Below are 12,369 nucleotides of genomic sequence, written 5' to 3'. Positions count from 1 at the left end.
CATGCGACCAACCAGGATCCGGGTGGGCGATCTCTGGTTCGACGCGGTGACCGAGGACGAGGTCGTCGAGGGCGTGCGCAAGGCCTGGGCGGCCGGGCAGGGCGGATCGATCATCCCGGTGAACATCGATGTGGCCCGCGCGGCGACCCGCGACACCGAGCTGGCCGACCTGATCACCCGGGGTTCGTTGGTCGTCGCCGACGGGATGCCCCTGGTGTGGGCGGCGCGGCTCAAGGGCGAGACGCTGCCCCAGCGCGTGGCCGGCTCGTCGCTGATCCTGCCGCTGAGCGCAGCGGCCGCCGCCGACGGCAAGTCGGTCTACATCCTCGGCGGCGCCGAAGGCATCCCGGACAGCGCCGCGCAGGCGCTCGGCGCGCGATGCGCCGCCCTGCGCATCGCCGGCACCCTGTCGCCGGAGTTCGGCTTCGACAGCACGCCCGACGGGACGCGGCGGGCGGTGTCGGCCGTCGTCGCCGCCGCACCCGATCTGGTCTTCGTCGGCCTGGGCTTCCCGCGGCAGGAACGGCTGATCGAACTGCTGCGCCGGGAGCTGCCCGACGCCTGGTGCCTGGCCTGCGGCGGCGGCATCGCGATGACCGCGGGCGTGGTCCGGCGGGCGCCCGGTGTGATGCAGCGGCTGGGACTCGAGTGGGTGCACCGGCTGCTGCTCGAGCCGCGGCGACTGGCCCGACGCTATTTGCGCGACGACCTCCCGTTCGCGCTGGCGTTGGTGATTCGCTCAGTCGCGCAACGGTTTACCCGACGCTAGGAACGATCAGCCGCACCGCGGCGGCGAGGTCGTCGACCACCACGTCGGCGCCGGCGGCCGCGGGCGCCGCACCGGTACGCAGCAGGATGGTCGCCGCGCCGGCCGCCCGGCCCGCCAGCACGTCGGACTCGCTGTCGCCGATCATGACCGACTCGGACAGATCCAGGCCGTGCTCCTGCGCTGCGCGGAACAACATGCCGGCCAACGGTTTTCGGCAGTCACAGCTGTCGACCGCGTGCGGGCAGTGGTAGGCCGCGTCGAGGTGGGCGCCTTCATCGGCCAGCAGTTCGTCCAACCGCTGCTGAACGGCGGCGAAGCGCGCCGGATCGGCCGACGGCGTCGACAACCAGCGTTGGTTGGTCACCAGGATCGTGCGCACGCCGGCCGCGTTGAGGGCGGCCACCGCTTTGGCCGCGCCGGGCAGCATCACCAAATCCTGTGGCGCTCGGATATATTCGCCCTCAGCGGCTTTGACATTGATCGTCCCGTCCCGGTCCAGGAAGACGGTGCGGACGTTGCGCAGGTCCATGCTACGGGCGGGCAAACAGCGCGGCCTCGACCATTTCGCAGATGGTGTGGCCCAGGTGCAGGCACGCCTCTTGGATCCGTCCGGTGTCGGCGCTTGGCACCCGGATGCAGATCTGGGCCACCTCGGCGACCTTGCCGCCGCGGGCGCCGGTGAGCGTCACGGTCGTCATCCCGGCCTGGCCCGCGGCCTCCAGCGCGCGAACGACATTGGGCGAATTGCCCGAGGTGGTCAGCCCGACCACGACGTCGCCCGGGCGGCCCGCGGCCAGCACCTGGCGGGCGAACACCTCGTCGTAGGAGTAGTCGTTGCCGATCGCCGTGATCGCCGCGGTGGCGTCGGGCAGGCTGATCGCGGCCAGCCCCGGGCGGTCAAAGGCGAAGCGCCCCATCAGCTCTGCGGCCAGATGCCCCGCGTCCTGCGCCGAACCGCCATTGCCGAAGAAGATCACCTTCCCGTCGGCGCGCAGGGCGGTGATCATCGCCCGTGCCACCTCGACGGTCTGCGCGGCGAATTCCCCCGACTGCATCTGCTGCTTGACGGCGATGGTGTCCGCCAGCCGGGCCTGGACAGTCTCCACGCTCGGCTCGATGACGTCCGACGTGCTCATGCCTGCCATGTGGTCAATCCCTTGCTCTCAAAAGCGAATTCGGTGATCGAGGCGCCGGCGCCCTCCAGCGCTTCGATCAGGCGGTGCTTCTTGGTGAAGTCGCAGAACAGCAGGATGTAGCCGCCGCCCCCGGCGCCGGTGATCTTGCCGCCGAGTGCGCCGTTGCGCTGGGCGAGTTCGTAGAGCTCGTCGATGCGCTCGTTGGTGATGTAAGGCGACATGCGCTTCTTCTGGATCCACGCCTCGCCCAGCAGGGCACCGAAATCGTTCAGCTTGCCCGTCAGCAGCGCGGCCTTCATCGCCACCGCCAGTTCCTTCTGCGCGCGCAGCCCGGCCAGCGTGTCGTCGGCACCTATTGTCGCGCGGCGTGTTTGGTCCTCGATCACGCGCGCGGAGTCCCGGGTGATGCCCGTGTAGCAGAGCAGCAGGCTGAGCTCGAGCTCGAAGGCGATCTGGTCGCGCACGCGCAGCGGGTTGACGATCACCCGGTCGGTGAACTCGATGAAGTTGAAGCCGCCGAACGTCGCCGCGTACATGTCCTGCATGCCGCCGGCGATGCCGAGGTCCTCACGCTCGATGGTGCAGGCCAGCTGCGCGGTCTCGTACTCCCCCATCGGCGCCCGGTAGTGCTCGGCGAGCAGGCCGGTGAGCGCGACCATCATCGTCGACGACGAGCCCAGCCCCGACCCGGGCGGCGCGCTCGAACGCAGCACCAGGTCGTAGCCGTCGGTGCCGTCCCGGCCGAACCGCCGAACGGCGGCCTTGATCAGGTCGAGGCTGCCGTCGTAGAGGATCTCGCTGTCGAGGGTCATCTCGTGGGTGGTCTTGAAGTCCACCGACTCGATGCTCACCCTGCGATCGGTTCGCGGGGTGAGGGATCCGTAGGCGTAGCGGTCGATGGTCGCCGACAGGACACAACCGCCCTCGAGCTCCGGGAAGGGTGGTACGTCGGTGCCGCCCCCGGCGAACGAGATCCGCAGCGGCGCACGCGCGCGGATACGTGGCCTGGCCATGAGCGCCAACACTAACAGGCTCACCAGCAGTTTTGGCGGCTTTTACGCCCACTGCCGCGGTCAGGCGTACTGGTTCGCCGGGGCGGGAACGGGCGTGACGGTGACGGCCCGCAGCGTCGGTATCGGCGGCGTGTGGGGGCGCGGCTCGGCGGGAATCACGATGCCCTCCACCCGCAGCCAGGTGTTGTCGGTGAACTTGAAGGCGCCGTGGCCGGCGTTATCGCGCAGGTGGATGCGGGCCAGCTGGGCGTCGGCCGCGCAGCAGATGATGACGATGCGCCCGAGATCGATGCCGTCGGCCTCGTTGAGGACGAAGCCGGTGACGGTGATCAGCCGGTTGTTCAGCGATCCGGCGCTGTCGTTGGCCGCGCGCATCAGCACCTCGGGCAGCGACAACTCCGGCGCCCGGCCTGCGGGGATCGGTGGAAATGCCTCGCGCAGAGCGTCATTGGACACATTACTCACCGAGCCGGTGGCGGCCTGGGGCCGCAGCGCCGGCGGCGTGACGAAGATCAGCACGACGATGGGCACCACCAGCAACCACACGACGCCGCCGCGGTGGCCGTGCCCGTCGTCGTGGTGTTCGTCTTTTCGTCGCGGCCCGCCGCGGCGGATGTCGGCGACGATCGACGCCAGCGCGAGGCCGATCAGCAGCACGGCCGTCAGCGCCAGCCACGGCAGCAGTGACGGCTTGACGTAGCGGGTGAACGCGCCGGTGATCGAGATCAGCCCGACGCTCAGCCCGGTCAGCAGCAGCAGCGTGTTCTCGGTTTCGCGACTCACCGCGGGCCACCCAGCAGCAGCACACCGACGCCGGTCGCCGCCGCGACGGCGACGACGAACGTCGCCGGGGCGAACCGGGCGGCGAACCCCCGACCGAACATCCCGGACTGCATCGCCAGCAGCTTCACGTCGACGGCCGGGCCGACGACCATGAACACCAGCCGCGGGACGAGCGGGACCATGGTGAGGCTGGAGGCCACAAACGCGTCGGCCTCCGAGCACACCGCCAACACCACGGCGAGCGTCGCCATCACGAGGACGCCGACGACCAGGTGCGCACCGACGTGTTCGAAGACCTTTGGCGGCACCAGGACGTGCAGGGCGGCGGCGGCGGCCGCGCCGACCACCAAATACGCTGCGGCTTGCAGGAAGTCGTGACGGGCCACCTCGCAGAAGACCGTCAGCTTCGACCCGTTCCCCGGGCTGTGCGACTCGTGCGGGGGCAGCCGGCGGGTGATCCATTCGGCGCGGCCCCACCGCGACCACAACCAGCCCATCACCACCGCGGTCAGCAGCGACGCGCCAACGCGGGCGATCACCATCTTCGGCTGGCCGGGGAACGCAACGGCCGTCGCGACCACCACGACCGGATTGATCGCGGGTGCGGCCAGCATGAACGTCAGCGCGGCCGCGCCCATCGCGCCGCCGTCCCCGAACAGCCGCCGCGCCACGGGCACCGAGCCGCACTCGCAGCCGGGCAGCGCGGCACCCGCGAGGCCCGCGGCCAGCACCGCCGCCGGGGCGCGGCGCGGCAGCCAGCGCACCAACCGCTCGGGCGGGACGAACACCGCGATCAGCCCGCTGACCACCACGCCAAGACCGAGAAAGGGCAGCGCCTGAACGAACACGCCGCAGAACACCGTGCCGGCGGTGGCCAACGTGTCGTTGCGGGTCACCACGGTACGCAGCCATGTCCCGGCCAGGGCGAAGGCCACCAGGCCGACGACCAGGATCTCCATCGATCCGACGCGCAGCCCGCGCGCGGCGGCCCCGTCGTTTGCAGTCACCCGGCCATTGTGCCCGCCGCGGCGGGCCTTACTTGCGGACCGCGCTGGACAGCTCGGTGAGTCGTTGCGTCTCGTCGGCGGAGAGCGCGACGTTCATCGCTCCCGCGGCCTCGGCGGCGTGATGGGGTTTGGAGGCGCCCGGGATGGCGATGACGGTGTCGCCGTAGTTGGTGATCAGCCACGCCAGCGCCACCTGACTGAGCGTCGCCTGGTGGGCGCCGGCGATCTCGCGCATGGCGTCGATCAGTGGCGTGGTGCGGTCGAGGTTCTTGTCGGTGATCCCGTGCACCGTACGGCGCAGCCGGGGTACCGCCTTGGCCAGGTCGCGGTTGTCGTGGAACTTGCCGGTCAACATCCCGCTGCGCAGCGGCGAGTAGGCGATCAGGCTGATGCCCAGGCCCTGGGCGGTCTCCAGGATGCCGTTGAATTCGACGCTGCGGTTCAGCAGGTTGATCTGAATCTGGTTGGAAGCCAACGGGATTCCGTGCTCGCCTAGCAAGGCATGGGCGGCGGACAACTGCTTCGCCGTGAAATTGCTGACGCCGACCGAACGAATCTTGCCGGCCTGCACCAGCTGCGCCATCGCCTCGACCTGCTTGCGCACCGGCGAGAGACCGCCGAAGCCGAAGTGAATCTGGTGCAGGTCAATGGGAAACGGGTTCAGCGCGGCGATCCGGTCGCCGATAGTGCGGCCGACGCTGGAGGCCGTCCGCCCGACCGGACGCCATTTGGTCGCCACGGTCGCCCCGCCGGGCGCGACGCCCGCGTGGATCAGTCCGGCGGCCAGGGCCCGTTCCGACTCCCCGCGCCCGTACAGCTCGGCGGTGTCGAACAGCGTGATGCCGCCGTCCAGCGCGGTCTTGACGATGACGTCGGCCTCCTGCTGCGGCATCGGCGAAAAGAATCCGGCCAGGATTCCCGCCGCAGAGAACTGCATGCAGCCCAGCCCAATGGGCGAAACGTGGATGCCGGTGCGCCCGAGCTCACGAGTAGTCATCAAGGGATGACACTACAACGCCGGGCTAACTTGTCGGCCGAGGCTCGGACGTTGCCCGCATTATTGCTATTGCCATACATGCGGCGGCGGTCATAATTTCAATGCGCTTGAATACCGACTGGGATCAAAGAGGCTCCTCATGTCGAAAACTGAGTCAGCAAAAGCGAATTTTCGGCGGCTAACACTAACGGTGGCGACCATTTTCGTTGTCGTGGTCGGCACGCGAATAGCGACGCAGGCATGTCCACCACCGGGTTCTCAGGCCGTTATCGCGAGGTACCTCTTCGGCGACAGGTCCAACATTTCAGCCGTCGTCGATCGTGTTCGGGCCGGGCTATCCACGGACCTCTGGTTCATCCTCGGTTACGGCTTGGTGTTGGGCGGATTCGCCCTGATCTTCTTGCTGTGGGCTATTTCCGCGTTTGGCCGGCAGTCGGCTAAATACGTCGCGGCGGCGGTTGGCATCGCCGTTCTCGCGGACGTCGTCACGTATGCACTTCTCAATTGTGCATTGTCTCAACGGCATCCGACGGAGTTGACCATGACAGCCGCTGCGACCGCTTGGATCGTCAAGTGGTGCGCACTGCTGCCGGCCGCCGGCGGTGTCTTCGCAACGGTAGGGATTTGCTTGCGGGCATTCGCGGCGCGATGGCGATGGCTACGGGCCCGCGTCCCCGCACTGGCGTGGCCGGGGCGGGTGCTCCGGCGGGGCATCGGCGCGCTGGTGGCCCGATTCAGATCCTGCGCCCCAGAAAAGATCGGAACCGACTGCCCGGACCCGACCAGCGCCACGTGGTGGAAAGATGTACTGAAACCGGTGCCGCATGCGACCGCTCCGGCACAGCCCGCAACTGCCAACGATCGACAGGCTTCGCGTGGACCCGAAAGCGACGACGAATTGAGCTGGGCCAAGGCATTTAACGTGCCCGGTGCTATGGACGTCAGAGACGACCGAGCAGGCGACGGGGTCCAAGCCATCTGCTTGTCGGGCGGCGGCGTGCGCTCAGCCTGCATCGCGATGGGGGTGCTGCAGGAGTTTTCGAAGGCAAAACCGATCAACCTGTCGACAAAAATCCGAGAGCGGTTCGGCGACCGCAAGGAAGATGCCAAGCTCATTGACGCCGTGGACTACGTGATATCCGTATCCGGTGGCGGTTACACCGCCGGGGCGCGCCTGCTCGCCACACAGGACCGTGAGAACCCCTTGCTGTCCGAACGTTTCGAGGAGGGCTCACCCGAGTTCGATCATTTCCGGAGGAATTCAAGCTATATCGCGGATTCGCCCGGAGAGTTACTCCTAGCGTTGATCGTCGTCCTGAAGAACTTAATTGCCTCGATGGCCATCCTCTTCACACTGCCCGCAGTGTTGGGTTCGGTGCTCGGATACCTGCTGTCGCGCCCCTTCTTCTCCTTCGCGGAGATCGTCCCTGTACCGAATCCGAAAGTCGACATCGCGTTCATACGCACGCACCCCCAGTATCTCCTGTGTCTGACAGCGCATTCCGCGTCGTGGTGGGCCGTCGGTGTCTTCGCCTTCTGCGCCGTGTTCTTCACCAGCGCGGCAATGCTTGTCGAGCTTGTGTCATGGAGGAGATGCAGCGAGCGTTTCAAACTTTGGTTGCAGAGCCTCGCGCAAGGCAGCGTGGTGTTCATGCTGCTGGTACTGGCGGTTGTCGTTGGCTTGCCCGCCCTGATGCGTCTTTGCTCGAAACTGGGGGAGCACACCCCCGGCCACCAAGGCGGTGCCGCAGTAGCAGTCTCGGGGTTGGTTGGCCTGAACTACGTGGCGGCGATTGCCGCGATGGTCTGGAAAGACCGCCAGGCCTTGGCGAAAGAGGCGTCAAAGCTTTCGTCGCTGAAGCGGCTGCTCCCCCCAGGTGTCGTCGCCTTGATCCTGGTGATGCTGACCTTCGCGGTCCTGCTGGTCGCGTGGCTGATCACACTGGGCTGCTTCGCCGCGAACGTTTTCCGGCACGCCACCCTCGATGGAGTAGAGAACACCGTGCGCACGATGCCGATCTCCTCGTGGTGGCTGCCGGTACTACTGCTGGTGACACTGGCGTGGATCAGCTCGGTCGATGTCGCGTCGCTCAGCTTGAATCCGTTTTACCGCTACCGATTAGGCGAGACATTCGCCGTGCTACGCGTCGGAAAGGCTGGCCACCGACGCGCTAAGGCCTACCACCGCAACAAATACACGTGGTTCAGCGAAGTCGGTTACGTCCACGCAGGTGGCCCCCAGTTCGTTTTTGCGGCAGCCGCGACCATCACCGGAAGAGACAAGCCCGCCCCGGGACTGAACGCGGTGTCCTATGTGCTGAGCCACGATTACATCGGCGGCCCCGACCTGGGATGGATGAACACCTCCGAGCTATTTTGCCAATCGCCGCCGAGACTTAAGCGAGATCTGACGGTCTTGACCGCCGTGGCCGTCAGCGGCGCCGCGTTCGCGTCGGCAATGGGCCGCTACCAGAAGGGCTTCGAAAAGCTGCTCGCCATTTCGGGCGCACGCCTGGGTACTTGGCTGCCCAATCCAAAGTTCGTCACCAACCTCGCGGCTGCCGAAAAGGACGGGTGCTTCGACCCGAAGGACAACACACGGCCCTGGCCGAGATCGCTGCCCTACGTTCGCGGCGCCGGCTACTACTACCGCGAGCTCTTCGGACTTAACTACAGCGACGCGCGGCTGGTGCAGGTCACCGACGGCGGCCACTACGAAAACCTCGGATTGGTCGAGGCACTGCGCCGTCGCAGCCGGTTGATCTTCTGCGTCGACGGCGGGGGCGACACCCCGCCATTGGCGAGCGGACTGGGCGACGCCCTGCGGTTAGCCGAATACGAACTGGGCGTTACGATTACGTTCGACCGGTTCACCAGATACCCGTTGAGCGACCTCACGCCGGGCTCCGGCAAGCCGTTCGAGAAAGACGACGCTTTCTACAGCCTGAACAGCCGGCTTGCTAAGAGGACGGTTGCGGTCGGCCGCATAACCTATCCGGAGGCCTCAGGCCTGGCGGACGATGCGGAGCGGCGCGGGTTGCTGATCTTCGTTAAAGCGGTGCTGACGCGGGAGTGCCCCCAGTGGCTGCTGACCTACGCGGCGTCGAACGAGATCTTTCCTCACGACCCCACGTCCGACCAATGGTTCAACGAGGGCCAGTTCGCGGCGTACACCGAGCTAGGGCGCATCATGGGAGTGCAGGCCGTGGAGTGTGCCAACAACGTTAGGGCAAGGTGAGGAGACCGAGACCGTCTCTCCCAGAATGCTTTTAGAGACCGTGACGCACCAGGCCCGCGTCAGCGCAAATTGGTGGGGTTGAGGTCTTCGGGCATCTGCTGGCCCGCGTCCTCGTAGGCCTTTTGGATCGCCGCCATTGCCGGTGCGCCGTAATCCTTCTTCTTCGACACGACCATGTCGTAGCTGGCTCGCAGCGTTTCCAGATGCCCGCGGAATTCGGGGATCACGTAGCGGCCCATCAATTCATAGCTGCGCAGCGTGGTCTCGCGGTCGGCCCAATCGCCGGCCAGCACCAGGAATCCGCCGAAGCCACCGGTGGCCTTCTGCAGCCGGTGCAGCGCCTCGATCATGTCGTCGGGCGTACCGACGATCGCCGCGTCTTCCTCGATCTCCTGCTCCAGGGTGTAGTCGTTCTTCAGCCCCGCGACACGCTTGAAGTAGCCGACGCGCTCGGCTTCGCGACCTTCTCGCACCTCGGCGATCGCCTGCTCGCGGGTGTTGGCGAGGTGCGCGCGAATCACCAGCCGCCATTCCTCGCGGCGAAGTTGCTTGCCGCTTTCGGCGGCGGCCTTCTCCCCCAGCGCCCAGTGCGCGGCCAAATCCTTTTTGCCGCCGATCAGCCCGGCGCCCAGTGACAGGACGCCGACGCCGTGGGTGCCCGCCGCCGTGATGCCCGACGGCGACGTGCTCGACGCGACGGCGATCGGCATCGAGCCGTTGACCGGAAGCATTTGCAGCCGAGCCTCATTCAGGGTGAACCAGTCGCTGTCATGGGTCACGACCTCACCGTTGAGCAGCCGCATGATTACGCCCAGCGCCTCGTTCATGCGCGGCCGCTGCGACGAGGGGTCGATGCCCATCATGGTGGCATCGGAGATCAGCGCCCCGGGGCCCACACCGAGCATCGCGCGACCGTTGGTGAGGTAGTCGAGCTGCACGAACCGGTCGGCCACCATCATCGGGTGGTGATACGGCAGGCTGACCACACCGGAGCCCAGCTTGATGCGCTGGGTCCGCTGCCCCGCCGCCGCCAGAAACATCGCGGGGTCGGCGATGTTCTCCCAGGCCGCCGAATGATGCTCACCGACCCAGGCCTCGTCAAATCCCCACCGGTCACACCACGCGATCAGTTCCAGGTCGCGCTCGTAGCTGGTCAGCGGACTTTCCCGGACCGGGTGATACGGGGCCATGAACGTTCCGAACGACAGCCTCACGGCGACCTCCTCAAAAATCTACATCTACGTTCACGTTCATAGCATGTTCGCGCCCATTGCACTAGACCGCCGCGGACGAAAGACAACGCACCGAAGCGTTGATCACCGAGTAACTGGATGACTATTCGCGCTGCGCCCGACTGACCGGCGCCACCGCGCTTGCTCAAACTCTGTGGAGCTAAGGGGAATCGAACCCCTGACCTTCTCGATGCGAACGAGACGCGCTACCAACTGCGCTATAGCCCCTGATCGCTAGCAGGCTACCAGTTCCGGCGACAGACGATTACGCGCTACTGGCCGACGGCCCGCGGCAGCTCCCTGGACCAGCCGTAGTTCTGCTGCGGGATCGCGTACTCGAGGTGCTCGAACATCGGGTCCTCGTCGTCGATCTCGAGCACCACCGCGCCCGGGCGCCGCAGCCGCGACGGCACCACGTCGTACTCGCGGTCGCGCGCGTTCTCCACGCCGAGCCGCGCACGAGCCATCCGCTGCGTCCGGCGGCGGCGAACCTTTTCCTCGATCCGGGTCTGCCGGCGCAGGTAGCCGAGATAGAGCAGGGTGACGGCGGTGGCACCGCCGCACACCCACCAGGCGGTCGGGGTGATCTCGAATGCTGTTGTCGCGGTGCCGACAAGAATCACGGCCATCACCATCAGCACGCGCCTGCGGGCGGCGTATTTCTTTGCACTGATGGCGGCGGCGTGCGTCGGGTCGAATCGCCGTCGCCGGGATCGGGCCGCGACGAACGCGTTCGTGTTGGCGTCGTCCTCGTCCTCGGGCTCCAGACCGGACGAGTCCTCGATGTACTCGTAGCGGTCGGCAAGGTGGGCCAAATCGGCCAGCTCGTCGTCGTGCTCGTCTTCGTCCTCGTCTTCGTCGGCCTCGTCGGCCTCTTCACCGATGGCCTCGGGCACCACGGCTTCACCGATGGCCTCGGGCACCACGGCGCTGACGCCGGCCGGCAGGGCCGCCGAATCCTCGACGACGTCCACGTCCAGGTAGTCGGGCTCGGTCTCCTCGGCGACGGCAAAACGCATCACGACTGGGCGCGCCGGCTGTTCTTCGGTGTCCCGGTCTTCGTCTGCCTCGGCGTGGATCTGATCGGTGTCGTCGTCCAGCTCGTCGTCGGCCGAGTCCTCCTCCGGCGTCCAGTCCGGATCGCTGCGGTGGCCCGACGCGGGACCGCTGCGCTTGAGCAAGCGCGCACCCGCGCCGCCGTTGAGCACCCGGCTGGCCAACGCGACATCGCTGGTCCGTCGCACCGCGTCGCGCTTGCTGATCAGCATCGGCACCAGCACGAACAGCCAGAGCACCACTAACGAGATCCACAACAATGACTGCGGGATGCTTGGCATGATGACCTGCTCCTTCTGGTCGAGATCCCCGCGAGGTCTATCGATGGCCTGCGCGGCGGGAACCTGTGACCAGCGCAATTACACACCTGTAATTTGCCTCAATCAAGCATCACACGCCACATATGTCACGTTAGCCACATATTTATTTCGATTTGCCTACACCGGCGGGTTGTAGCAGGGAGTTTGCGGTCAGACCCAGGTGGCGTGGCCGGTGCGTACCAGCGTCGACGCCACCGATCCGTAGACCTCTTCGGCGGTGATGGCCACCAATAGGTGGTCGCGCCAGGCCCGGTCGACCTCGAGGTAACGGCGCAGCAGGCCCTCCTCGCGGAAGCCGACCTTCGCCAACACCCGCCGGCTGGCCGCGTTCTCCGGGCGCACGGTGGCCTCAACCCGGTGCAACCGGACCGCCCCGAAGCAATGGTCGAGCCCCAGCGCCAGGGCGCCGGTCGCCACCCCACCGCCGGTCGCCGAGCTGGCGACCCAGTAGCCGATCCACGCCGACCGCAACGCCCCGTGGGTGACGTTGCCGATGGTCAGCTGGCCGCAGAAGTGGCCGTCGAGCTCGATCACATAGGGCAGCATGCGGCCGCTGCGGGCCTCGGCGCGCAGCCCGGAGCACAGCGCCGGCCAGGCCGCGGGCGAGTGCCGCATCGTCCAGTCGCCCTCGGAACTGGGTTCCCACGGCTCGAGGTGTGCGCGGTCGGCCAACCGAGTCCGGCTCCACCGCGCCCCGTCGCGCATCCGCACCGCCCGCAGCCGGACCACGCCCGCCGCGACCCGCAGCGGCCCAACCGACATCGGCCAACCCGGATGCCGGGAATTGGAGCGCAGGAAGTTCACCGGGGTGCGCAACG

11 protein-coding genes and 1 tRNA gene are annotated in these 12,369 nt (G+C 67.1%); 2 read left to right on the top strand and 10 right to left on the bottom strand.

Translation table 11 applies throughout. From position 1 onward, the window contains the following. The first annotated feature begins 1 nt into the window (after position 1). Positions 2–769, top strand: coding sequence for a WecB/TagA/CpsF family glycosyltransferase (locus MRAB57_RS15485; protein ID WP_077088128.1), 768 nt, complete (start codon positions 2–4; stop codon positions 767–769). Here the strand turns inward: MRAB57_RS15485 and MRAB57_RS15480 are convergent. From MRAB57_RS15480 to MRAB57_RS15455, 6 genes are all read right to left on the bottom strand, one after another. Continuing rightward, on the bottom strand, positions 756–1,298 hold the full coding sequence (locus MRAB57_RS15480) for a D-glycero-alpha-D-manno-heptose-1,7-bisphosphate 7-phosphatase (RefSeq protein ID WP_077088127.1): 543 nt from the start codon (positions 1,296–1,298) through the stop codon (positions 756–758). The genes MRAB57_RS15485 and MRAB57_RS15480 overlap by 14 nt on opposite strands. Before the next feature lies 1 nt (position 1,299). Further along, positions 1,300–1,914, bottom strand: coding sequence for a D-sedoheptulose-7-phosphate isomerase (locus MRAB57_RS15475; RefSeq protein ID WP_173813938.1), 615 nt, complete (start codon positions 1,912–1,914; stop codon positions 1,300–1,302). Beyond that, a complete protein-coding gene (locus MRAB57_RS15470; RefSeq protein WP_077088125.1) occupies positions 1,902–2,918 on the bottom strand; it encodes a GHMP family kinase ATP-binding protein in 1,017 nt (338 codons plus the stop codon). Before MRAB57_RS15470 ends, MRAB57_RS15475 begins: the two co-directional genes overlap by 13 nt. 60 nt (positions 2,919–2,978) lie before the next feature. Beyond that, complete coding sequence (locus MRAB57_RS15465) at positions 2,979–3,701, bottom strand: TIGR03943 family putative permease subunit (RefSeq protein WP_077088124.1); 723 nt, start codon at positions 3,699–3,701, stop codon at positions 2,979–2,981. Continuing rightward, the gene (locus tag MRAB57_RS15460) at positions 3,698–4,660 is read right to left on the bottom strand and encodes a permease (protein ID WP_077090614.1); all 963 of its coding nucleotides are present in this window, start codon (positions 4,658–4,660) and stop codon (positions 3,698–3,700) included. Before MRAB57_RS15460 ends, MRAB57_RS15465 begins: the two co-directional genes overlap by 4 nt. A 76-nt stretch (positions 4,661–4,736) precedes the next feature. After that, positions 4,737–5,705 (bottom strand): aldo/keto reductase, encoded by a 969-nt coding sequence (locus tag MRAB57_RS15455; protein ID WP_077088123.1) that lies wholly within the window; start codon positions 5,703–5,705, stop codon positions 4,737–4,739. A 139-nt stretch (positions 5,706–5,844) separates the two neighbouring features. Between MRAB57_RS15455 and MRAB57_RS15450 the strand changes: the two genes are divergently transcribed. Continuing rightward, positions 5,845–8,943 carry a hypothetical protein gene (locus MRAB57_RS15450; RefSeq protein ID WP_157900615.1) on the top strand — a complete coding sequence of 1,033 codons (3,099 nt, stop codon included), beginning with the start codon at positions 5,845–5,847 and terminating at the stop codon, positions 8,941–8,943. 59 nt (positions 8,944–9,002) lie between these two features. Here MRAB57_RS15450 and MRAB57_RS15445 read toward each other — a convergent pair whose 3' ends face one another. From MRAB57_RS15445 to MRAB57_RS15430, 4 genes are all read right to left on the bottom strand, one after another. Continuing rightward, entirely contained in the window at positions 9,003–10,157 is a 1,155-nt protein-coding gene (locus MRAB57_RS15445; RefSeq protein WP_108637948.1) for an LLM class flavin-dependent oxidoreductase, read from the bottom strand. Positions 10,158–10,330: 173 nt separating this feature from the next. Further along, positions 10,331–10,403, bottom strand: a tRNA-Ala gene (locus MRAB57_RS15440). Positions 10,404–10,447: 44 nt separating this feature from the next. Beyond that, positions 10,448–11,512, bottom strand: a complete 1,065-nt coding sequence (sepX, locus tag MRAB57_RS15435) for a divisome protein SepX/GlpR (RefSeq protein ID WP_077090612.1) — start codon at positions 11,510–11,512, stop codon at positions 10,448–10,450. A gap of 189 nt (positions 11,513–11,701) precedes the next feature. Then, complete coding sequence (locus MRAB57_RS15430) at positions 11,702–12,355, bottom strand: GNAT family N-acetyltransferase (protein WP_216823772.1); 654 nt, start codon at positions 12,353–12,355, stop codon at positions 11,702–11,704. Positions 12,356–12,369 lie beyond the last annotated feature (14 nt).

It is taken from the genome of Mycobacterium rhizamassiliense, assembly GCF_900157375.1.
Classification (GTDB): Bacteria; Actinomycetota; Actinomycetes; order Mycobacteriales; family Mycobacteriaceae; genus Mycobacterium; species Mycobacterium rhizamassiliense.
Note: the sequence above shows the minus strand (reverse complement) of the source record. Positions and strands in the feature narration are given on the sequence as shown.

What these genes read in the sequence shown, in the direction of transcription:
- MRAB57_RS15460 (WP_077090614.1), bottom strand. Translation starts at nt 4,660, where the DNA reads ATGGAGATCCTGGTCGTCGGCCTGGTGGCCTTCGCCCTGGCCGGGACA.
- sepX (WP_077090612.1), bottom strand. Translation starts at nt 11,512, where the DNA reads ATGCCAAGCATCCCGCAGTCATTGTTGTGGATCTCGTTAGTGGTGCTC.
- MRAB57_RS15475 (WP_173813938.1), bottom strand. Translation starts at nt 1,914, where the DNA reads ATGGCAGGCATGAGCACGTCGGACGTCATCGAGCCGAGCGTGGAGACT.
- MRAB57_RS15480 (WP_077088127.1), bottom strand. Translation starts at nt 1,298, where the DNA reads ATGGACCTGCGCAACGTCCGCACCGTCTTCCTGGACCGGGACGGGACG.
- MRAB57_RS15455 (WP_077088123.1), bottom strand. Translation starts at nt 5,705, where the DNA reads ATGACTACTCGTGAGCTCGGGCGCACCGGCATCCACGTTTCGCCCATT.
- MRAB57_RS15485 (WP_077088128.1), top strand. Translation starts at nt 2, where the DNA reads ATGCGACCAACCAGGATCCGGGTGGGCGATCTCTGGTTCGACGCGGTG.
- MRAB57_RS15450 (WP_157900615.1), top strand. Translation starts at nt 5,845, where the DNA reads ATGTCGAAAACTGAGTCAGCAAAAGCGAATTTTCGGCGGCTAACACTA.
- MRAB57_RS15470 (WP_077088125.1), bottom strand. Translation starts at nt 2,918, where the DNA reads ATGGCCAGGCCACGTATCCGCGCGCGTGCGCCGCTGCGGATCTCGTTC.